The 21,331-nt window shown below is 72.3% G+C and carries 21 protein-coding genes and 1 tRNA gene; 18 read left to right on the top strand and 4 right to left on the bottom strand.

Going from position 1 to position 21,331, the window contains the following annotated elements; translation table 11 throughout:
• The first annotated feature begins 39 nt into the window (after positions 1–39).
• Genes HQN59_RS15990 through HQN59_RS15955 form a run of 8 tightly spaced genes read left to right on the top strand, consistent with a single transcriptional unit; the run spans position 40 to position 8,140 of the window.
• The gene (locus HQN59_RS15990) at positions 40–1,134 is read left to right on the top strand and encodes a LuxE/PaaK family acyltransferase (RefSeq protein ID WP_425342736.1); all 1,095 of its coding nucleotides are present in this window, start codon (positions 40–42) and stop codon (positions 1,132–1,134) included.
• Positions 1,131–2,597 (top strand): acyl-CoA reductase, encoded by a 1,467-nt coding sequence (locus HQN59_RS26180; protein WP_176070116.1) that lies wholly within the window; start codon positions 1,131–1,133, stop codon positions 2,595–2,597. The genes HQN59_RS15990 and HQN59_RS26180 overlap by 4 nt, the downstream gene beginning before the upstream one ends.
• Positions 2,594–3,343, top strand: a complete 750-nt coding sequence (locus HQN59_RS15980; protein ID WP_176070115.1) for an ATP-binding cassette domain-containing protein — start codon at positions 2,594–2,596, stop codon at positions 3,341–3,343. Before HQN59_RS26180 ends, HQN59_RS15980 begins: the two co-directional genes overlap by 4 nt.
• A complete protein-coding gene (locus HQN59_RS15975) occupies positions 3,340–4,101 on the top strand; it encodes an ABC transporter permease (RefSeq protein WP_176070114.1) in 762 nt (253 codons plus the stop codon). Before HQN59_RS15980 ends, HQN59_RS15975 begins: the two co-directional genes overlap by 4 nt.
• Complete coding sequence (locus HQN59_RS15970; RefSeq protein ID WP_176070113.1) at positions 4,098–5,096, top strand: ABC transporter substrate-binding protein; 999 nt, start codon at positions 4,098–4,100, stop codon at positions 5,094–5,096. Before HQN59_RS15975 ends, HQN59_RS15970 begins: the two co-directional genes overlap by 4 nt.
• A gap of 10 nt (positions 5,097–5,106) precedes the next feature.
• Complete coding sequence (locus tag HQN59_RS15965; RefSeq protein ID WP_176070112.1) at positions 5,107–5,874, top strand: SDR family oxidoreductase; 768 nt, start codon at positions 5,107–5,109, stop codon at positions 5,872–5,874.
• Complete coding sequence (locus tag HQN59_RS15960) at positions 5,871–7,100, top strand: thiamine phosphate synthase (RefSeq protein ID WP_176070111.1); 1,230 nt, start codon at positions 5,871–5,873, stop codon at positions 7,098–7,100. Before HQN59_RS15965 ends, HQN59_RS15960 begins: the two co-directional genes overlap by 4 nt.
• Complete coding sequence (locus HQN59_RS15955) at positions 7,100–8,140, top strand: Bug family tripartite tricarboxylate transporter substrate binding protein (protein WP_176070110.1); 1,041 nt, start codon at positions 7,100–7,102, stop codon at positions 8,138–8,140. Before HQN59_RS15960 ends, HQN59_RS15955 begins: the two co-directional genes overlap by 1 nt.
• Positions 8,141–8,248: 108 nt before the next feature.
• Here HQN59_RS15955 and HQN59_RS15950 read toward each other — a convergent pair whose 3' ends face one another.
• The 3 genes from HQN59_RS15950 to HQN59_RS15940 all read right to left on the bottom strand — a co-directional run bounded on the left by HQN59_RS15950 (position 8,249) and on the right by HQN59_RS15940 (position 10,222).
• Positions 8,249–8,944: a Bax inhibitor-1/YccA family protein gene (locus HQN59_RS15950; RefSeq protein ID WP_176070109.1), complete on the bottom strand. Its 696-nt coding sequence runs from the start codon at positions 8,942–8,944 to the stop codon at positions 8,249–8,251.
• Between the two features lie 51 nt (positions 8,945–8,995).
• A complete protein-coding gene (locus tag HQN59_RS15945) occupies positions 8,996–9,775 on the bottom strand; it encodes a TerC family protein (RefSeq protein ID WP_176070108.1) in 780 nt (259 codons plus the stop codon).
• A gap of 93 nt (positions 9,776–9,868) precedes the next feature.
• The gene (locus HQN59_RS15940) at positions 9,869–10,222 is read right to left on the bottom strand and encodes a hypothetical protein (protein ID WP_176070107.1); all 354 of its coding nucleotides are present in this window, start codon (positions 10,220–10,222) and stop codon (positions 9,869–9,871) included.
• Positions 10,223–10,372: 150 nt separating this feature from the next.
• On the opposite strand from HQN59_RS15940, the gene HQN59_RS15935 reads away from it, so the two are divergent.
• Positions 10,373–11,176 (top strand): metallophosphoesterase family protein, encoded by an 804-nt coding sequence (locus HQN59_RS15935; RefSeq protein ID WP_176070106.1) that lies wholly within the window; start codon positions 10,373–10,375, stop codon positions 11,174–11,176.
• Positions 11,177–11,325: 149 nt separating this feature from the next.
• Complete coding sequence (locus HQN59_RS15930; RefSeq protein WP_176070105.1) at positions 11,326–12,693, top strand: hypothetical protein; 1,368 nt, start codon at positions 11,326–11,328, stop codon at positions 12,691–12,693.
• On the opposite strand, the gene HQN59_RS15925 is transcribed toward HQN59_RS15930, so the two are convergent.
• Entirely contained in the window at positions 12,642–13,568 is a 927-nt protein-coding gene (locus tag HQN59_RS15925) for a diacylglycerol/lipid kinase family protein (protein ID WP_342451222.1), read from the bottom strand. The genes HQN59_RS15930 and HQN59_RS15925 overlap by 52 nt on opposite strands.
• Before the next feature lie 265 nt (positions 13,569–13,833).
• Between HQN59_RS15925 and serS the strand changes: the two genes are divergently transcribed.
• The 8 genes from serS to HQN59_RS15885 all read left to right on the top strand — a co-directional run bounded on the left by serS (position 13,834) and on the right by HQN59_RS15885 (position 21,326).
• On the top strand, positions 13,834–15,129 hold the full coding sequence (gene serS, locus HQN59_RS15920) for a serine--tRNA ligase (RefSeq protein WP_176070103.1): 1,296 nt from the start codon (positions 13,834–13,836) through the stop codon (positions 15,127–15,129).
• A 162-nt stretch (positions 15,130–15,291) separates the two neighbouring features.
• A tRNA-Ser gene (locus HQN59_RS15915) sits at positions 15,292–15,382 on the top strand.
• Positions 15,383–15,640: 258 nt separating this feature from the next.
• On the top strand, positions 15,641–15,790 hold the full coding sequence (locus HQN59_RS15910; RefSeq protein ID WP_176070102.1) for a hypothetical protein: 150 nt from the start codon (positions 15,641–15,643) through the stop codon (positions 15,788–15,790).
• A 257-nt stretch (positions 15,791–16,047) separates the two neighbouring features.
• Positions 16,048–17,121, top strand: coding sequence for an alpha/beta fold hydrolase (locus HQN59_RS15905; protein WP_176070101.1), 1,074 nt, complete (start codon positions 16,048–16,050; stop codon positions 17,119–17,121).
• A gap of 285 nt (positions 17,122–17,406) precedes the next feature.
• Positions 17,407–18,375, top strand: coding sequence for a hypothetical protein (locus HQN59_RS15900; RefSeq protein WP_176070100.1), 969 nt, complete (start codon positions 17,407–17,409; stop codon positions 18,373–18,375).
• Between the two features lie 115 nt (positions 18,376–18,490).
• Positions 18,491–19,036: a Spy/CpxP family protein refolding chaperone gene (locus tag HQN59_RS15895; protein ID WP_176070099.1), complete on the top strand. Its 546-nt coding sequence runs from the start codon at positions 18,491–18,493 to the stop codon at positions 19,034–19,036.
• Between the two features lie 33 nt (positions 19,037–19,069).
• Positions 19,070–19,798 (top strand): response regulator, encoded by a 729-nt coding sequence (locus tag HQN59_RS15890; RefSeq protein ID WP_176070098.1) that lies wholly within the window; start codon positions 19,070–19,072, stop codon positions 19,796–19,798.
• A gap of 1 nt (position 19,799) precedes the next feature.
• A complete protein-coding gene (locus HQN59_RS15885; RefSeq protein WP_176070097.1) occupies positions 19,800–21,326 on the top strand; it encodes an ATP-binding protein in 1,527 nt (508 codons plus the stop codon).
• The last annotated feature ends 5 nt before the right edge of the window (positions 21,327–21,331 follow it).

Genomic DNA, 21,331 nt, shown 5'->3' with positions numbered 1-21,331 from the left:
GGGCACGTCGGCGCCGGACCGGTGATCGGGCCGCGCCCGATCGACAGCCTGCCCGAGCCGACGCGGTCGATCGCCCGGCGCGTGCTCGACTTCATCGGCGCGGACGCCCCGGCGGAAGCCGACTTCGACGCCCTCGCGCTCGCGCTGTTCGCGCACCAGCACGCGCACGACGTGCCGTACCGGCGCTTCTGCCAGCGCCGCGGCGCGACGCCGCGCACGGTGCGTTCGTGGCGCGACATTCCGGCGGTGCCGATCAGCGCGTTCAAGGACGCGACGCTGAGCGCGCATCCGGTCGACGACTGCGAGCGCGTCTTCGCGACCAGCGGCACCACGCGCGGCGACGTCAAGGGGCGCAACCACCATCCGACGCTCGCGGTCTGGGAGGCGTCGATGCAGCGCCACTTCGCCGCGCGCTTCATGGCGGGCAGCGAGCGCCTGCCGATGGCGCTGCTGTTCCCGGCCGAGCGCGAGCTGCCGAACTCGTCGCTCGCGCACTACCTGGCCCTCGCCGCGCGCACCTTCGGCGTCGGCGAGAGCCCGAGCTTCGTCGGGGCCGACGGCATCGACGTCGACGGCCTGGTCGCGTGGCTCGATGCCTCGATCGATCGCGGCGAGCCGGTCGCCGTGCTCGGTGCCAGCTACAGCTTCGTGCACGTGTTCGAGGCGCTCGAGCGGCGCGGCCGCGTGTTCGCGCTGCCGCCCGGCAGTCGCATCCTCGACACGGGCGGCTACAAGAACCAGGCGCGCGAGCTTCCGCTCGACGCGTTCTACGACGCGCTGGCGGCGACCTTCGGCGTGCCGCGCGAACGCTGCATCAACATGTACGGCATGACCGAGCTGAGCAGCCAGTTCTACGACGCCGGCAACGCCCGCGTGCCGTCGGTCAAGCGCGCGCCGCACTGGGTGCGCTCGCGCGTGGTGGAGCCGCTCTCCGGCCGCGAGCTCGCCGCCGGCGAGCGCGGCGTGCTGCTGCACGTCGACCTGGCCAACTTCAACTCGGTGACGGCGATCCTGACCGAGGACGTCGGCATCGCCGCCGACGGCGGCTTCCTCCTGCTCGGCCGCGCCGAGGGTGCCGAGGCCAAGGGCTGCTCAATGGCGGTGCAGGAATTCGTCGAGGCGGCGGCGCGATGACGCGCACCTGGCGGGCCGGCCACCTGCCGGGGCTAGCGCCCGACGGCGTGGCCTGGCGCACGCTGCGCTTCGCGTCGCGTGCCGGCGCGATCGACGTCGAGCTGCCGGTGCTTGCCGACGCGGCGATGCAGGCGCTCGCCACCGCGGTGCAGGCAGCCGCGCGCGAGACGCTGCACCGGATGACCGTGGACGCGATCGTCCGCGTGCTCGATCGTGTCGTCGCCCGCTTCCTCGACGCGGCCGACCCGCTGCGCCGGGAGCTCGACGAACTGCTGCCGATCGTCACCGGTCACGATGCCGAGCGGCTTCGGCTGCAGACGACCGCGTACCTGAAGGCCTTTCGTGCGCCGCAGCTGCACCGCTTCGTCGCCGAGGACTTCGCCAACCCGAAGCTGCTCGACGGCTTCCAGCCGGCGGTGAAGGGGGGTGCGGTGCGCGCGTTCGGGCCGCGCCTGCTGGTGCACAGCTGGGCCGGCAACGTCGCGGGGCTGCCGCTCTGGAGCCTGGTCTCGGGGCTGCTGGTCAAGGCGGCGTCGATCGGCAAGCTGCCGAGTGCCGAGCCGGTGTTCGCGAGCCTGTTCGCGCGCGGCCTTGCCGACGTCGACCCGGCGCTCGGCGCGTGCGTCGGCGTCGTCTGGTGGCAGGGCGGCGATGCGGCCGCGGCAGCGAGCCTCTACGCCCAGGCGGACTGCGTGCTCGCCTACGGCGGCAATGCCGCGCTCGCGGAGATCCGCGCCCAGCTGCCCGTGACGACGCGCTTTCTCGGCTACGGCCACAAGGTCGGCGCCGCGCTGGTCGGGCGCGCCGCACTCGACGCGGTCAAGGGCGTCGAGACCGCGCGCCGCCTCGCGCTCGACCTCGTGCGCCACGAGCAGCAGGGCTGCTACTCGCCGCACGCCGTTTACGTCGAGCGCGGCGCCCGCGTCGACCCGCGCGGCTTCGCGCAGTACCTCGCCGCCGAGCTCGCGAACCTCGAGCGGCGCCACCCCGCGCCCGAACTCGCGCTCGGCGAATCGGCCGCGCTCGCGGCGTGGCGGCAGGCTGCCGAGTGGCGCGCCATGGCCCATGAAGGCGCCGAGCTGATCGGCGACGCCGCCGGCTGGTCCGTCGCCTTTGCCGATGCCGCGATGGCGCTCGCCCCGACCGCCGGCGCGCGCTGCGTGCAGGTCAGCGCGGTCGATGCGCTCGACGAGGTTCCGGCGCTGCTCGCGCCGCACGCCGCGTACCTGCAGACGGTCGGCGTCGCGACCACGCCGGAAGAGCTGTACCGGCTCGCCGAACCGCTTGGCGCAGCCGGCGTCACCCGCGTCGCGCCGATCGGCGGCATGACGCAGCCCGAGGCCGGGTGGCACCACGACGGGCGCTTCAACCTCGCCGATCTCGTGCGCATGGTCGAGATCGAGGGCGCCGCCGAGCGCGCCGCCGACCGCTTCGCCCCGTACGCCGAGGAGGAGGGCGCGTGAGCTTCCTCGCCTTCGAGGGCGTGACGTTCGGCTTTCCCGGCGCGCCGCCGGTCGTCGACGGCATCGACCTCGCCATCGCGCCGGGCGAGTTCCATTGCCTCGTCGGGCGCAGCGGCTGCGGCAAGACGACGCTGCTCAGGCTCGCCGCCGGCCTCGTCGCGCCGCGGCGAGGGCGTGTGCTCGTCGACGGCAGCACCGCGATCGACCAGCGCCGGGTCGGCTTCGTGTTCCAGGCGCCGACGCTGCTCGAGTGGCGGACGGTGCTCGACAACGTGCTGCTGCCGGTCGCGCTGCAGCGCCGGCCGACGCCGGCCGACGTCCGGCAGGCCGAGGCGCTGCTCGCCCAGCTCGGGCTGGCGCGCCACGCCGCACGTCACCCGCGCCAGCTCTCGGGCGGCCAGCAGAGCCGCGTCGCGCTCGCCCGCGCGCTGCTGCCGAGCCCGCCGCTGCTGCTGCTCGACGAGCCGTTCGCTGCGCTCGACGCGATCACGCGCGAGGAACTGCAGCACGACCTGCTGCGGCTCGCGGAGCGGCTCGGTACGACCGTGCTCTTCGTCACCCACGACATCGCCGAGGCGGTCTACCTGGGCGATCGCGTCTCGGTGCTCGCCGGTGGGCGGCTGCGCCGGACCGTACCGGTACCGCTCGAAGTGCCACGCCAGCCGGGCACGCGCGAGAGCACCGGGTTCGTGGCCGCGTGTGCGGTGCTGCGTGCGGCGCTCGGCGTCGAGGCGGTCGCGGCATGAACCCGCGGACGCGGCTCGCACAGGCGCTGCTGTTGGCGGCGCTGCTGCTCGCCTGGGAGGCCGCCGCGCGCGCGCTGGCGCTGTCCAGCCTGGTGCTGCCGGCCCCGAGCGTCGTCGCCGGCGCGCTGTGGCGCGGCCTCGCGACCGGCTACCTCTGGCCGCATCTGCGGGCGACCGCTGTCGAGCTCGCGGCCGGCTTCGTCGCCGGCTGCGCGGTCGGCTTCGGCGCCGGCGTGCTGCTGGCCGAGTCGGCCGTGCTGCGACGCCTCCTGATGCCGTACGTCGTCGTCAGCCAGGTGGTGCCCAAGCTCGCGCTGATGCCGCTCTTCATCGTCTGGTTCGGCTTCGGCATGACCTCGACGATCGTGATCACGCTGCTGATCTGCTTCTTTCCGGTGATGGAGAACACGATGACGAGCCTGCAGCAGGTGCCGCCCGAGCGCCTGGAACTGTTTCGCATGCTGGGTGCGACGCGCGCGCAGACGCTGTGGCGCCTCAAGGTGCCCGCGGGGCTGCCGGCGATCCTGGCCGGCGTTCGCATCGCGGTGGTGCTCGCGCTGGTCGGCGCGGTGGTCGGCGAGTTCGTCGGCGCGAGCCACGGTCTCGGCGCGCTGATCATCGCCGCGCAGGGCAGCATGGACACGCCGCTGATGTTCGCGGTGCTGGTGCTCGTCTCGCTGCTCGGCGTCGTGGCGTATCACGCGATGCTGCTGCTCGAGCAGCGCCTGTTGCGGCCTTACAGCGAGGGCGCGCGATGAACCGGCACAGCAACGGGCTTTCGCGGCGCCACCTGCTCGCGCTCGCCTGCGCGCTGCCGGTCGCCGCGCGCGCGCAGGGCGCGCCGCTGGAGAAGATCACCGTCGCCGGCTGGAGCAAGCCGATCGTCGAGGTGACGCCCTTGCTGGTCGATGCCGACAAGGGCTTCTACCGCGCCCAGGGCATCGATCTCGAATACGTGCCGGGGACCGGCGGCGGCGACGCGATCCGCAACCTGCTGAGCGGGCGCGCCGACGTCGCGTTCACCGACCCCGGCTCGTTCTTCGCGGCGCTCGACAAGGGCGAGAAGCTCGTCGCCGTGTACGACGTCTACCCGCAGAACGTGTTCAACGTCGTCGCCTTGAAGAAGAGCGGCATCCGCACGCCCGCCGACCTGAGGGGCAAGCGCATCGGCGTCTACAGCCTCGCCAGCGGCACGCGCCAGAACCTGCAGGTGCTGCTGCACCAGGCGGGCCTCTCGGAAGCCGACGTCACGGTGGTCGTGACGGGCATCCTCAACTTCGCACCGCTGCTGCAGGGGCAGGTGGACGCCACCGCCGCGACCGATACCGGCCTTCTGGTCGGGCGGCGGCGCGGCCTCGGCGAGGTCGAGGTGATCGACGTCGCGCGCCACCTCAACGTGTCGAGCGACCTCTTCGTCGTCACCGAGGCGGCGTACCGGTCGCGCAAGGCGGCGCTCGCGCGTTTCCTGCGCGCCTACCGCGATGCCGCCGCATGGATGATCGCCGCGCCGGAGGAGGCGGCGGGCCTTGCGACCACGCGCGCCATCGACGGCAGCGACCCGGCGCTCAACCTCGAGATCGTGCGCCTGCGCAATGCGGCATCGGTCTCCGACCTGACCCGGCAGAAGGGCCTGGGCGCGCTCGACGTCGCGTCGCTGCAGGCCGCCGCCGACGTCTACCGCAAGCTCGGGCTCGTGCGCCAGCCTCTCGCGATCGCGCGGCACGCGGCCGTCGATCTGCTGCCCGGCCGCTGAAGGACCGCCCATGGATTTCAGCGAACAGGTGGTGCTCGTCACCGGCGCCTCGCGCGGCATCGGCGCGGCGATCGCGCGGGCGTTCGCGGGAAGGGGTGCGAGCGTGGTGGTGAACTACCGCGAGAACCACGCCGCCGCGGGCGAAGTGGTCCAGGCGTGCCGAGAGGCCGGCGGCGACGCGCTCGCGATCGCCGCCGACGTGACCGAGCCCGACGCGGCGGCCGGCCTCGTCGCCCGCGCCGCCGACGAGTTCGGCCGCATCGACGTGCTCGTCAACAATGCGTTCGCCGGCTACGCGTTCGACCCCGAACGGCGCGCGCGCTTCGACGACCTCGCGTGGACCGACTATCGCGCGCAGTTCGACGGCGCAGTCGGCCCGGCATATCACCTCTGCCGCGCCGTGCTGCCGCACTTCCGGGGCCGCGCGCGCGGCGCGATCGTCAACCTGGTGAGCGATCTCGTCGACGATCCGATCGTCCCGTACCACGACTACGCCACCGCCAAGAGCGCGCTGGTCGGCTTCAGCCGCAACCTTGCGGCCGAGGTCGGCCCGCTCGGCGTGCGCGTCAACTGCGTCGCTCCCGGGCTGGTGCATCCGACCGCCGGCAGCGCCGCCACGCGCGCGAGCTTTCGCGAGCAGATCATGGCGGCGACGCCGCTGCGCCGGCTCGCCCGCCCGGAGGACGTCGCGGGGCCGGTGCTGTTCCTGGCCTCGGAGGCGGCGGCGTTCGTCACGGGCCAGGTGCTGATCGTCGACGGCGGCAGGGTGATGCGATGAGCGCGCGCACGTTCGATGGTGCGGTGTGCGTGATCGAGCGGCGCGGCGACGCGGCGTTGCAGGTGCATGCGCGCGCTGCAGCCGCGGTCACGACGGCGTCGCCTCGCGCGGCGCTGGCGGCGCTCGGCCGCGCGGCCGATGCAGTGCCGGCAGCACCGGCGCTCGCCGGTGCCTTGCGCGACGCCGGCGCCCGCGCGGTCTGGGTGCTCGGCGACGCCGGCGCGCCCGACTGGATCGACACCCGTCACGCCTGCGGCTGGCTGCGCCGCGACCTCGGCGGCGGCGGCACGTCCGCAGCGCGCTGCGCCGAGCCTCTGCTCGACGCGCTTGCCGCCGGCTTCGTCGACGCCGATGCCGTGATCGCCGCGACCTTGCAGATCCAGGGTGCGCTCGACGGCGGCGATGCACGCGCGCTGCCGCTGCTCTCGTGGGGCGACGAGCCGGTGGAGCCGCCGCCTGCGGCTCCCGGTTCGCAGGCATCGCTCGGCCTCTACGCCATCGTCGACAGCGCCGCGCGCGTGCGCCAGGTGCTCGACGCCGGCGTACGCACCGTCCAGTTGCGCATCAAGACGCCGCCCGAGCCAGGCACCGCATGGCTTGCGGCGCTGCGCTCGGAGATCGCGGCGAGCGTCGCGGCCGCCCGCGCCGCGTCGGCCGAGCTGTTCGTCAACGACCACTGGCAGCTCGCCGCCGAACTCGGCGCCGGCGGCGTCCACCTCGGCCAGGAGGACCTGCTCGGGCTCGGCCGCGACGGACGACAGGCCCTTCGCGCGACGGGCATGGCGCTCGGCGTCAGCTCGCACAGCCTGTGGGAGCTGTGTCGCGCGCTCGCGCTCGGCCCGGGCTACGTCGCCTGCGGCCCGGTCTGGCCGACGCTGACCAAGGAGATGCCGTGGCGTCCGCAAGGCATGGACAACCTCGCCTGGTGGTGCCGCATGGCCGGCGTTCCGGTGGTCGCGATCGGCGGCATCCTCGAGCCCGCGCAGGTCGCCGAGGCGGCGGCGTGCGGCGCCGCCGGCGTGTGCATCGTTCGCGGCCTCGGCGACGATCCGCGCCGGACCGCGCCCACGCTGCAGCGCGCGCTCGAAGCGGGGCGCGAGCGCGCGCGCAGCGAGCCGCCGCCGCTGCGCACGCTGCACCCGAGCCTGCCCGCCGACCACGACCCCGCGGCCGGTGCCTCGGTGGCGGCACGACGCGCGCCGGCGGACCTCGGCGCGTCCGCCTGATGCACGCCGACTCTCCGGCAACCGAACCGACGCCCGTGCACGACCTCGACCGCGCGTCGACCCGCCGCGACTGGCTCGTCCGGGCGGCTGTGTGCAGCCTGTTGCCGGTCGCCTTGCCAACCCTGGCGCAGCCGGCGGGCGCGGCGTTCCACCCGACCCGCTCGGTGCGCATCGTCTCGCCGCAGCAGGCCGGCGGCTCGACCGACGCGATCCTGCGGCCGCTCGCCGGCAAGCTCGCCGAGCTCTGGGGTCAGGCCGTCAACATCGAGAACAAGCCGGGCGGGGGCAGCATCATCGCGACGCAGACGGTGGTGCAGGCGCCGCCCGACGGCCATACGCTCGGCCTCGCGATCAACTCGCTGACGATCAACCCGAGCCTGCGCAGCGACCTGCCGTACGACACGCTGAGCCAGCTGACGCCGGTCACGCTGATCGGCAGCGTGACCGTCGCGCTCGTCGTGCACGCCTCGCTCGGCGTCGACGACCTGCCGGGGTTCGTCGCGTACGCGAAGGCGAAGCCGGGCGCCGTCAGCTGGGCGTCGCTGGGCATCGGCACCGGCGGTCACGTCACCGGCGAGCTGCTCGCCCGCCGCGCCGGCATCGACATGGTCCATGTGCCGTTCTCGGGTAGCAGCGGGGCCTACCGCGAGCTGCTGCCGGGACGCGTGCAGGCGGCATTCGTGGTGCTCGAGTCGGCGCTGCCGCACCTTCGCAACGGCACGCTCCGATTGCTCGCCGTGACCGACCCGCGTCGCAACCGCCAGTTCCCGGCGGTGCCGACGCTCGCCGAGCACTACCCGGGGCTCGGCTACGAGGGCATCTTCGGCATCGTCGCGCCGGCCGGTCTGCCGCCTGCGCTGCTGCGCGCACTGCACGCCGACATCGTGAAGATCCTCGGCGACCCCGAGGTGCGCGAGCAGCTCGAACGGCAGTCGATGGACGTGATCGCGGCGCCGCCGCAGGAGTTCGCGCAGGTGATCCGGCGCGAGATCGAGCACTGGCGTGTCGCGGTGCGCGAGTCGGGCGCGAAGCTGAACTGAGCGCCGCCACACGGCTTGCTCGCGCCGGAAGCGAAACGGCCCGGTGCACTCCGCGAGGAGCGCACCGGGCCGGCAGGCATCGGCCGCCGCAGCGGCCGGAACCCGGCTTTACTCGTCGCGGCCGCCGAAGATGCCGAGCAGCGCGAGCAGCGACTGGAACACGTTGTAGAGGCTGAGGTAGACGCCGAGCGTCGCGCTGATGTAGTTGGTCTCGAGGCCGTCCTGCACGCGCTTCAGGTCGTACAGGATGAACGCCGAGAAGATGCCGATCGCGAGCACCGCGAGGGTGATCATCAGCGCGCTCGACTGCAGGAACACGTTCGCGATGCCGGCCACGAGCAGCATGATCGCGCCGATGAACAGGAACTTGCCCATCGAGCTGAGGTCGCGCTTGATCACCGAGGACAGCGTCGCCATGCCGAGGAAGATGACGCCGGTGCCGGCGAACGCGGTCATGATGAGCCCGGCGCCGTTGGCGAGGCCGAGCACCGTGCCGACGAGGCGCGACAGCATCACGCCCATGAAGAACGTAAACGCGAGCAGCACCGGCACGCCAGCCGCCGAGTTCTTGGTCTTCTCGATCGCGAACATGAAGCCAAACGCGCCGACCAGGAAGACCACGAGGCCGATGCCGGGCGACATCGCGCGTGCGATGCCGGTGGTCACGCCGAGCCACGCGCCCAGGACGGTGGGCACCATGGAGAGGGCGAGCAGCCAGTAGGTGTTGCGCAGGACGCGGTTGCGCTCGGCGACGACGGCAGTGCCGGCGGCCGAACTCGGGTAGGACTCGTAGCTGGGGGTCATGGTGTTTCCTCGAAGTTGCGGAAGTGGACGAACAGGGAATGCAGGAACGGGTCAGGCCTCGGCCACCGGCCCGGTCGGGGTGGCCGGCGGCGCGGCGGCCCGCCGCTTGGCGCGGGCGCGGATGTTGAGCGACTCGACGGCCAGCGAGAACGCCATCGCGGCGTAGATGTAGCCCTTGGGAATGCCGACGTCGAAAGCTTCGGCCGTGAGCGCCATGCCCACCATCACGAGAAAGGCGAGCGCCAGCACCTTCACCGACGGATGGCGGTCGACGAACTCGCCGATCGGCTTGGCGGCGATCAGCATCACGCCGACCGACGCGATGACCGCCGCGACCATCACGCCGATCTGGTCGACCATGCCGACCGCGGTGATCACCGAGTCGAGCGAGAACACGATGTCGATGATGGCGATCTGCCCGATCACGGCCCAGAAGGCGCGCCGGCCGGCCGCCTTGAGCGCAACCGGGTCGCTGGGGGCCGGACCTTCCTGCTCGGGCGCCTCGACCTCGACGAAGATCTCGTGCGAGGCCTTGTAGAGCAGGAAGAGGCCCCCGAACAGCAGCACCAGGTCGCGCCCGCTGATGCCCTGGCCGAGAACGTGGAACAGGTCGGCCGTGAGGCCCATGATCCAGCTCAGCGTGAGCAGCAGCAGGAGCCGCGAGACCATCGCGAAGCCGATGCCGAGGCGGCGCGCCTTGTCGCGCACCTCCGGCGGCAGGCGCCCGACGAGGATCGAGATGAAGATGATGTTGTCCACCCCGAGAACGATCTCGAGGCCGGTCAACATGGCGAACGCGATCCACACGTTCGGGTCGAGCAGGATGTCCATGGCGGCGGGCTGGCATGGCGTGGCGCGCGTGCCGCACGGCACACGGGGAACACGCCTGGGGGCGAAGCGGCCGCGAACGCGTCGCGGCCGGACTCAGGCGACGAGGGTCGTCGCGCGGGGCGGACGCTGCGGTCCGTCCAGGTAGGGTGCCAGCGGGGCGCGCTCGGCGAAGGCGCGCGGCGCGGCCATCGTGAGGCCGCTGTCCGGCGTCGGAGCGCCCGCCATGATGAGCGCCGGCAGGTCGTGGACCGTCTCGGCAGGGCTCTGGCCCGCAGGGTCGCCCGGGCTGGAATCGCCGCCGTCCTCGCTGGCGGGGCTGGCCAGCGCGACCTCCGTCACCTGGGCAGCCTGCTCGACGGCGGGTGCCGCGTTCGCGAACGGCCCGCCGAAGACGCCGGCGCAGACGAGCACCAGCATCAGCAGGAAGGCGGTGAGGCGGGTTGCCATGAGCGCCGGATTCTACGAGAGCGGGTGTTCGCGCCGGGTGTCCCTTCGTCGCGTGGGCGTTCCCGACGCCACCGCGCCCTGCGCGCGGGCAGGCATGATCGCTGCCGTCGCGATTGGTCCTTATCCTTGGCCGTCGCTTCCAGCCCTCGCATGACGCTCCTGCTGCAAATCTCCGATCCCCACTTCGGCACCGAGAAGGAACACGTCGTCGAGGCGCTGGTCGAGCTGACGCATCGCGAGCGCCCCGACGTGCTGATCCTCTCGGGCGACATCACCCAGCGCGCGACGCGCGAGCAGTTCGACGCCGCGCGCCGCTTCGTCGACCGCCTGAAGGTGCCGGCGATGCTCGCGATCCCGGGCAACCACGACCTGCCGCTGTTCAATCTGGGCAAGCGCCTGGTCGCGCCCTACGCCGAGTACCGGCGCGCGTTCGGCGGCGAGCTCGAGCCGGTCTACGAATCGGACGAGCTTCTGGTCATCGCGCTCAACACCACTCGGCCCTGGCGTCACAAGGATGGCGAGGTGTCGCGCGAGCAGGTCGACCGCGTGGCGCGACGTCTCGAGCAGGCGACGCGGGCGCAGCTGCGCATCGTGGTGACGCATCAGCCGATCGCGGTGACACGCGAGGAGGACGAGCCCGACGTGCTGCACGGCAACCAGCGCGCGCTGCGCCGCTGGGCGATGTCGGGCGTCGACCTCATCCTCGGCGGGCACATCCACCTGCCGTTCATCGTGCGGCTGCACGAGCGCGCGCTGACCGACGGCTCGCCGGCGTACGTGGTGCAGGCCGGCACCGCGGTGTCGTCGCGCCTCAGGCACAACACCTGCAACTCGGTGAACCTGGTCCGGCACTCGCCGTCGGAGTCGCCACGGCGCTGCGAGGTCGAGCGCTGGGACTATTCGGGCGACCGCGGGCGCTTCGAGCGCGTGGTGATCGAGGACCTGCGCTTCTAGGCTCCCCAAGGGCTTCGGTCCACGCCCCCCTCGATGCTGCGCACGCGCCGCGCGGCGCTGCGATCGCGGGAGTCCGCGAATCGCGTTGCAATCGCGGCCGCGGCTGCCAAGAATCGACGCTCGATCCACTCGCGGAGAGCTCCTTGGCCATGCACGTTCGTCTTCACGCGGCCCGGGCGCTGGCGCTCGTCGCGCTCGCCGGCTGTGCCGGCTCGGGCCCCTTCGGCGGACTGCGCGGACCCGCCACCTCGGCCGAAGCGGCGCCTGGCGCGGTCGCCTGCCCGCCGGCGGTACCGGGGACGACGCGCTGCCTCGCGGGTGTCGACTCGCTCGGCGCGTACTACCTGATCGCCGTGCCGGCGAGCTGGAACGGCCGCCTGGTGCTGCATGCGCACGGCGGTCCGGAGCTCGGGCCGCCGAGCGCCGCGCGAGCCGCCGAGGATCTGACGCGCTGGGCGATCACGGTGCGGGCGGGCTACGCCTGGGCCGGCTCGACGTTCCGCCAGGGCGGCGTCGCGGTACGGGCCGCCGCCGAGGATACCGAGCGCCTGCGCGGCATCTTCCTCCGCCATGTGGCGACGCCGGCGCGCACCATCCTGCACGGCCAGTCATGGGGCGCCGGGGTCGCGGTGAAGGCCGCCGAGATGTTCACCGAAAGCACCGTCGGCGAGCAGCCGTACGACGCGGTGCTGCTGACCAGCGGGGTGCTGGCCGGCGGCACCCGCTCGTACGACTTCCGGACCGACCTGCGCGTGGTCTACCAATACCTCTGCAACAACCATCCGCGCCCCGACGAGCCGGGCTACCCGCTCAACTTCGGGCTGCCTGCGGGCGCCGGCATGACGCCGCCGCAGCTCGCCGCCCGCGTCAACGAGTGCCTGGCGCTCGACAAGCCGGCGGCGCAGCGCACGCCCGAGCAGCAGGCGAAGGTCGAGGCCGTCGAGCGCGTGATCCGGATCCCCGCCGGTTCGATCCAGTCGCACCTGAGCTGGGGCACGTTCCACTTTCGCGACGTGACGAGCCAGCGCACCGGCGGCGCGAGTCCGTTCGGCAACGTCGGCGCTCGATACACCGGCTCGGCCGACGATGCGGCGCTGAACGCCGGCGTGCAGCGCTACCGCGCCGACCCGGTCGCGTACCAGCGCTTCGCGGCCGACACCGATCCGACCGGCCACATTCCGGTACCGGTTCTCAGCGTGAAATGGATCGACGACCCGACCGCGTTCGTCGAGCTCGACGCGTACTTCCGAAGCGTGATGGAAGCCGGCGGCAGTGGCCCGCGCCTGGTGCAGACGTTCACGACCCGCGGCACGCACAGCTACATCAGCGATCCGACCTATCCGGCGTTGCTGGCGGAGCTGCTGCGCTGGGTCGAGCAGGGCGTCAAGCCGACGCCGGCGAGCGTCGCCGCGGCGTGCACCCCGTTCGAGGCGCCCTTCGGCGCCGGTTGCAGCTTCGCGCCCGGCTACACGCCGCCGGCGCTCGAGTCGCGCGTGCCGGCGCGCGAGCGCCCGTAGTCGTCCGCGACCAGCACCTGCAGCGCGAGCGGCCGGATGCGATAGCGCAGCGGCGCCTCGAGCAGCGTCACCTCGCCGTCGGTCGCGACCGGCACGCGCCGGTGCCGCGTTTCGATCGTCACCTCGGGCGTGCTCAGCATGCGGAAGTCGTCGGCTTGTTCGAGGCGCCGGAATAGAGCGTGCAGCGCGAGGCGGATCAGCCCCCAACGACCGGTACGCTGCGCCATGTAGAGGCTGAGCAGCCCGTCGGCCAGGCCGTCGCGGGTGCCGATCTGCATGCCTTCCATGCGATAGGCGTTGTTGCCGATGAAGACGAAGGGCGTGCGCAGCGCCTCGGGCGGTGCGCCGTCGGTGCGCAGGCGCACGTCGAGAAAGGGATAGCGCCGCAGCGCGGCGAGCGTCGCCCACGCGAAAGCCGGCCACTTGCCCCAGCCGAGGCGCTCCTGCTGGCGCTCGCGATGGCGCACGATGGCCGGGTAGAGGCCGAGGCTCGAGTTGTTGAGGAAGACGCGCCCGTTGACCTCGCCGACGTCGACGCGGGTCGCGCACCCGGCTTCGACCACCGTCAGCGCCGCGTCCGGGTCGAGCGGCAGCCCGAGGTCCTTGGCGAAGTGATTGAGGGTGCCGAGCGGCAGCACGCCGAGCACCACGTCGCGTCCGACGAGCTTCGCGGCGACGCCGCTGATCGTGCCGTCGCCGCCCCCGGCGACGATGCAGCGGCAGCCGTTCGCCAGCGCGGCGTCCACGGCAGCATCGAGGGCGTCGCCGTCGGCGACCAGTGTCACCGCGCCGCCGCCCGCGACCCTCGCGATCGCCTCGCCTGCGCTCGAGAGCCATCCGCGGTGGGCGCCGCCGCCTGCGTTGGCGTTGATCACGAACGCGCGGCGCTCGGGGTCGCGGCGGGGCGCGTCCGGCGCTCGGGCAGGCGTGGCGGGAGGTTCGGCTGCGGGCAAGGCGTCTCGCTCGGTGCCCGGCGCGGAAGGTGCGGCGGGCGTGTGGTCGCGCAGTGTGCGACAGGGTCGCCGGGCGCGCACGCGGTCACCCAACGCCGGCCCGGTGAACCGGGTTGAGCGGGAGGGGCGCTGCCTACAATCCGCGCTCCTCCTGCCTTCCTTCGGCGGCGCCGCCGCCGCGCTCCGCATGCTCGACGTCAACCTTCTGCGCAAGGACCTCGCGCACGTTATCGCCCGGCTCGAAACGCGCGCCTCGCCGCAGACCTTCCTCGACGTCGAACGCTTCCAGCGCCTGGAGGCCGAGCGCAAGACGATCCAGACCGAGACCGAGCAGCTGCAGGCGCGCCGCAACGCGCTCTCGAAGGAGATCGGTCAGCGCAAGGGGCGCGGCGAGGACGCGAGCGCGCAGATGGACGAGGTTGGCGGCATCGGCGCGCGGCTCGCGGCGTCGGCCGAGCGCGTGGACGCGGTGCAGCGCGAACTCGCGGCGATGCTGATGGCACTGCCGAACCTACCTGACGAAGGCGTTCCGGTGGGACCCGACGAGACCGCCAACGTCGAGATCCGACGCTGGGGCACGCCGCCGACGTTCGACTTCGCGGCGCGCGATCACGTCGACCTCGGCGCGCCGCTAGGGCTCGATTTCGAGACCGGCGCGAAGCTGTCGGGCGCGCGCTTCAGCTTCCTGCGCGGCCCGATCGCGCGGCTACATCGCGCGCTCGCCCAGTTCATGCTCGACACGCACACCGGCGAGCACGGCTATACCGAGTGCTACACGCCGTACATCGTCAACCGCGACGTGCTCGAAGGCACCGGCCAGCTGCCCAAGTTCAAGGAAGACATGTTCTGGGTCAGCCGGGGCGGCGACGAGGAGAGCCCCGAGCAGTACCTGATCTCGACGTCCGAGATCTCGCTGACCAACTCGGTGCGCGAGCGCGTGCTGGCCGCCGACGCGCTGCCGATCAAGCTGACCGCGCATACGCCGTGCTTCCGGTCCGAGGCCGGCAGCGCCGGCCGCGACACGCGCGGCATGATCCGCCAGCACCAGTTCGACAAGGTCGAGATGGTGCAGATCGTCCATCCCGACGCGAGCGCCGCGGCGCTCGACGAGATGGTCGGCCACGCCGAGACGATCCTGCGCAAGCTCGGCCTGGCGTACCGCGTGATGCTGCTGAGCACCGGCGACATGGGCTTCGGCGCCAGCCGCACCTACGATCTCGAGGTCTGGGTGCCGGCACAGAACACCTATCGCGAGATCAGCTCGTGCTCGAACTGCGACGCCTTCCAGGCGCGCCGCATGCAGACGCGCTTCAAGAACGCGCAAGGAAAGAACGACTACGTGCACACGCTCAACGGGTCCGGCCTCGCGGTCGGCCGGACGCTGGTCGCCGTGCTCGAGAACTACCAGAACGCCGACGGCTCGATCACGGTCCCCGCGGTGCTGCAGCCGTACCTGGGCGGGACGACGACGCTGCGGGCCTGACCGCCGCCCAAGTGCGGCCGTTTGCGGGGCGGCCCCGCGGCGACGTGTGCGGGAGCGCACGCAGCGCCCGCCGATCGAGGCACCGATCGCACCTCGCGGCGAAGTGGCCCCAAGAGCCCGCTAGAATGCCGGCTTCGGCACGGACCCGCCGAGCACCGAACGGGAGAGGTGGCAGAGTGGTCGAATGCGCCGGACTCGAAATCCGGTTCACGGTTATGCCGTGACGTGGGTTCGAATCCCACCCTCTCCACCAGCGATCGGTCTGCAACGGACCGATTGGCTCGACCAGAGTCCCACCGCGTCGCTTGCGAAGAGAGTGCGCAGATGCCGGCGGCACCATGGGGCGCTTACTTGGGTGGTCGGGAACAACGACTTGGCCCGGCTTGCCGCTCCTGGGCATGCGGAGCTTTCGCGCGTTCGCCGTCCATGCGGCGAGCCGCCGCGGCGTTGCGGCGGAATCGAGCGACAGGCGGCTGTCGATGGCCGGTGGTGGTGGATGACACTACCGCCCATGCTGCTGACTCTTCTGACGTTCATCTCGGAACACGCTGTAGCCGTATTCGCCGCCATCGGTCTGGTGGTCGCGGTGGCGCTCGGCATCCCGTGGTGGCGCGAGCGTAAGGCGCGAAAGGATCGCCGCCGCTTTGCCAAGTGGGGGTGAGACCCGACGACGCGGCAGCTCATGCCATCGCGTCGTCGGATCCGGCGCGCTCGTTCTTCGATGTGCGAAGCGGTGACCACTCGACGCCTTCTTCGTCGTTCGTCGCGCCCGGTTCCGATGAACGCGTCGACCCGGAGGAGTGTCGCCGGCACGATCACCGCAGCCTCGCAGATGGCTTGCCCCGCGCCGCTGCGTCGAACACAGTAGCGATCCGCCAGCCATGCAGCTGAACCCTGGAGCTACCGTCGCGGACTCGCATGACCACCCGCCAGGAGCTGCGCTTTTGCACCTCGTCCGATGGCACGCGCATCGCGATCGCGTCAATCGGATCGGGGCCGCCGCTGGTGCGGGCGGCGCACTGGCTGAGTCACGTCGAGCACGACCTCGAGAGCCCCGTGTGGCGGCCGTGGCTGCGCGAGCTGACGCGGAGCCATACCTATGTGCGCTACGACCAGCGCGGTTGCGGGCTGTCGGACCGCGCGTTCGCGGGCTTTTCGCTCGACGTCTGGGTCCGCGACCTCGAGTTGGTGGTCGATCACCTGAGCCTCGAACGCTTCCCCTTGATTGGCATGTCGCAGGGCGGTGCGGTGGCGATCACGTACGCGCTGCGCCACCCGGAGCGGGTGTCGCGGCTGATCCTCGTCGGCGCGTATGCGCGCGGGGCCATGCGGCGCGCCGCGACCGAGCTCGAGCGGCTCGAGGCGGCGACGATGGTGAACGTCATCCGCGTCGGCTGGGGCAGCGACAGCGATGCCTTCCGGCAGGTGTTCACGAGCCAGTTCATCCCGGGCGGCACGCCCGAGCAGCACCGCTGGTGGACCGATCTGCAGCGGCTCACCGCAAGCGCCGAGGTGGCGGCGCGCACACTCGAGGCGTTCCACGCGGTCGACGTGGTCGACGCGGCGCGCGCGCTCGCGCTGCCGACGCTCGTCATGCACGCGCGGCACGACGCACGCGTGCCGTTCGACGAAGGGCGCCAACTCGCCGCACTGATCCGCGGCGCGCGTTTCGTCGCGCTCGAAAGCGCCAATCATGTGCTGCTCGAAGGCGAGCCGGCGTGGCCGGTCTTTCTCGGCGAGCTGCAGCGGTTCCTCGCCGAGGATGAGGCCAATGCCACTGGCGCCGCCGTCGCAGGCGAGTCTCTCACCCCCGCCGAAGCCGCGGTGCTCGACCTCGTCGCGCGCGGGCTCGGCAACCGCGCGATCGCCGAGCGCCTGCGCAAGACCGAGAAGACGGTGCGCAACCAGCTCTCGAGCATCTTCGACAAGCTCGGGGTGCACACGCGTTCCGAGGCGATCGTACACGCGCTCGGGCGGCGCGAGCGCGAGTGAAGCGTGGCGGCGAAACCAGCGGCCCGGTCCTCTGGCTTCGCGTGCTTCCATGAGTGCCGGGTGATGACAGGTCCGCACGTGGGCGGGTGAACCAACCCTGCCGTCGCAGGGCGCAAGCACCCCTGCGCAAGCCGATCGAGCCCGCGACGCCGCGCCCGGGACAAACGTCCCGCGCGAAGACGCTCGCGAGGCGCCCGTGCGGGACGCGCGCCTCATGCGCCGCCGGGCCCGGCTTTCGACCATGTCAGCGCGTCACTCCGACGCGCCGACACCGAGGAGCCCACCATGCTCACCACCGACACCAGCACCGACACCACGCGCTATGCCAGGACGATCGAAGCCTCCAAGCGCGTGCGCTGGGACATCGACCGCGACGTGATCCGCGGCCGCACCTTCGACCTCTCGCAGACCTTCCTGCCCGACGGCCTCTCGCTCGTCGACGAGCTCGACTTCGTGGGCGCCGAGGCGCAGCGCTTCCTCGGCCAGGTACAGGGCCGCACCTACGCCAACATGTTCGGGCTTGTCGAGCGCTTCATCGGCTCGAAGATGCTCGAGCTGAGCCGGGTGCACTGGTTCGGCGACCAGACCGCGCTCGAGGCGATCGTCCGCTTCACCGACGAGGAGTTGAAGCATCAGGAGCTGTTCCGGCGCGTCGAGCGACTCGTCGCCGAGGGCATGCCCGACGGCTATCGGTTCGACATTTCGGGTAACGACGTCGCCGCCTTCGTACTCGGCAAGAGCACCTGGGCGGTGCTCGCGCTCACCTGCCACATCGAGCTGTTCTCGCAGGCGCACTACCGCGAGAGCATCGACGCCGCGCCGGGCCTCTCGGACCTGTTCCGCGACATCTTCCGGTTCCATTGGAAGGAGGAGTCGCAGCACGCGATCATCGACGAGCTCGAGTGGCGCCGCGAGAACGCGCTGATGTCGCCCGAGGCGCGCGATGCCGCGGTCGGCGAGCTGATCGAGCTGGTCGGCGGCATCGACGGCATCCTCCAGACGCAGGCGGTGGCCGACGCCGACTACTTCGTGGCGGTCGCCGGGCCGGCGGTTCGCGAGCGGCGCGACGACATCGCAGCCGGCGTGCTCAAGGCGTACCGCTGGCAGTACATCGTCTCGGGCGCCGGTCATCCGCGCTTCCAGGCACTGCTGCGCGAGTTCCTCGCCGATGCCCAGCTCGCCCGCATCGAGGCTGCGCTGGCGCCGCTCGCGTACGCGGTGCCGAGGCGCTCGCGTGCAGCGCCGACGCAGTGAAGCCGTTTCCCGGCAGCAGCGTTCACAGATCTTTACCGCCTCGCCAAGGCCTCTTCACGCGTCGGTCCGAGCATCGTCTCTATCCCGGAATGTCTTCGGGCGTCAGGAGTTGAAGATGGAGCAAGCAAGCAAGCCGGTCGGCGTTTGGGGTGACCGCGTCGCGACGGCGAAGATGATGGCGGCGGGTCTCTTGATCGCGGCGGCCGGGCTCGTCGCCACGCCGGCGTCCGCGCAGCCGATGATGGGTGGCGGCCACCACGGGCATCACGGTGCGATGGCGAGCTCGCCCGAGCGCATGGGGCGGCACCTCGACCGCATGCTCGACGGCCTCAACGCGACCGATGCGCAGCGCGCGCAGATCAAGCAGATTTACGCCGCCGCGGCGGCCGACCTGAAGGCGCAGCGCCAGCCTGCGCGCGATCTGCATCAGCGCCAGATGCAGATCTTCACGGCGCCGACGGTCGACGCACGCGCCGCCGAGCAGGTTCGCCAGGAGATGATGGCGCACCGCGATCAGGTGAGCCGGCGCATGACGCAGGCGATGATCGAGGCCAGCCGCGTGCTGACTCCCGAGCAACGCGCGAAGATCGGGGAGCGCATGAAGGAGCGCGCCGCCCGCATGCAGGAGCGCATGCAGCGCCTGGAACGCGAGCGCCGCTGACGACGAGTTGAAGAGCGAAGGAGAAGCCGGCCGATGACCGCCAGACTGCTGCTGATCGATGACGACGCCCGCCTGTCGTCGATGGTTCGCGACTACCTCGGCCAGGCCGGCTTCGAGGTCACGGCCGCCGGCTCGCTCGCCGAAGGGCGCGAGCTGCTGGCGGCTCACACCTACGACGCGCTGATCCTCGACCTGATGCTGCCGGACGGCGATGGCCTCGACCTGTGCCGGGCGCTGCGCGCCGATCCGCGCACGCGTCAGCTGCCGCTCCTGATGCTCACCGCGCGCGGCGAGCCGCTCGACCGCATCGTCGGCCTCGAACTCGGCGCCGACGACTACCTGACCAAGCCGTTCGAGCCGCGCGAGCTGCTGGCGCGCGTGAAGGCGCTGCTGCGGCGCGCCAGCCCGCACGCCGCCGGCGACGACGTGATGCGCTTCGGCCGCCTCGAGATCGACCTCGGCGCGCGCGTCGCGCGGCTCGACGGCAAGGTGTGCGACCTGACCGGGCACCAATTCGACCTGCTCGTGGTGCTCGCGCAGAGCCCCGGCCGCGTGCTCTCGCGCGACCAGATCATGGACGCGCTCAAGGGCCATCCGCTCGAAGCGTTCGACCGCTCGATCGACGTGCACATCTCGCGCATCCGCTCGGTGATCGAGGACGACCCGAAGATGCCGCGCCGCGTGCTCACGGTGCGCGGCGCCGGCTACGTGTTCGCGAGGAAGCAGGACGCCGATCAGGACGCGCGCGCCCCCGCGGCCTGACGTGAAGAGCCTCTACCTGCGCATCTACGCGACGCTGGTCGCGGTCCTGCTGCTGTTCGCGTTCGGCTCGGGCTGGCTGTTCCAGCGCCGCATCGAGCAGGAGCGCGCGCAGGTCGACGTCGCCGTCAACGAGCGCTTGGAGGCCTGGGGCGATCTCCTCGAGCGCTCGCTGCCGGGCGCCGACCAGCCGCCCGCGGTGCAGCTGGACGCCGTTCGCGAATGGTCGAACCGATTGCGCCTGCCGATGGCGCTCGACGATGCCAAGGGCATCCGCATCGGCAGCTCCGAATCGTTCGACCGCCGCATGGCCGAGGGCCTCGGCAGGCCGTACGCGCTGCACCTCGACGACGGCCGCACGCTGTGGCTGATCCGCGGCGGGTGGCGCCAGGCGAACCGCGAAGCGCGCGAGCGTGGCGGCGAGCGCAGTCGCGGCGACGCCGAGCGGCCGGGCCGCGCCAGCGCGGCCGCAAGCCCACGGGCCGACGGGCGCTCGCTTGCCGAGCGCTCGCCCGACGTCGCCGGCTCGGGTGTGACCGTCGAGGCGACGGCCGAGCGCGGCGACGACGCGTGGCGCGGCCGCTCGGGCGCCGAGCGGCGCCGCCTGCCGCCGCCGCTGCTGCCGTTCGTGCCGGCCGAGTGGCAGCGCAGCGCGGGGCTGCTGGTGCTGCTGATCGTGCTGTTCGCCGCCGTCTCGGCGGCGGCCTACCCGGTGGTGCGGCGCCTGACGCGTCGCCTGGAGACGCTCAAGCGCGGTGTCGAGCAGTTCGGCGAGGGTGCGCTCGACCATCGGGTCGACGCCTCCGGCAGCGACGAGGTGGCCGCCGTGGCGGCGAGCTTCAACGTCGCCGCCGAGCGCGTGCAGGCGCTGGTGCAGGCGCACCGCTCGCTGCTGGCCAACGCGAGCCACGAGCTGCGTTCGCCGCTCGCCCGCATGAAGATGGCGGTCTCGATGCTCGACGACGCGAGTCCCGCGCAGCGCGAGTCGCTCAAGCGCGAGATCGACCACAACGTCGCCGAGCTCGACGCGCTGGTCGAGGAGGTGCTTCTCGCGAGCCGCCTCGACGCGCGCCACGACATGCTGCAGCACGAGCGCATCGACCTCCTCGGCCTCGCGGCCGAGGAAGCCGCACGCATCGACGCCGCGGTCGAAGGCCCCGCAGTGTTCGTGAACGGCGACGAGCGCCTGCTGCGCCGCGCGTTGCGCAACCTGCTCGAGAACGCGCGCCGCTACGGTGGGGGCGACATCGGCGTCGCGACCGCGCGCCTTGCCGACGCGGCCGGTGCACCGGCGCGCGTGCAGGTCGCGGTGTCGGACCGCGGGCCGGGCGTTCCCGAGGGCATGCGCGAGCGCATCTTCGAGCCGTTCTTTCGCCTGCCGGGGCATGCCGAGCAGGCCGGCGGCGTCGGCCTCGGCCTCAGCCTCGTCAAGCAGATCGTCGAGCGCCACGGCGGCAGCGTGCGCTGCGAAGCGCGCGACGGCGGGGGCAGCCGCTTCGTGATCGAGCTGCCGGGCGACGCCGGAGGCTGAAACGC

Source organism: Rhizobacter koreensis, from assembly GCF_013366375.1.
In the GTDB taxonomy this organism is placed as follows: Bacteria; Pseudomonadota; Gammaproteobacteria; order Burkholderiales; family Burkholderiaceae_C; genus Schlegelella_A; species Schlegelella_A koreensis.
This window is presented reverse-complemented; position numbering and strand designations above follow the sequence as displayed.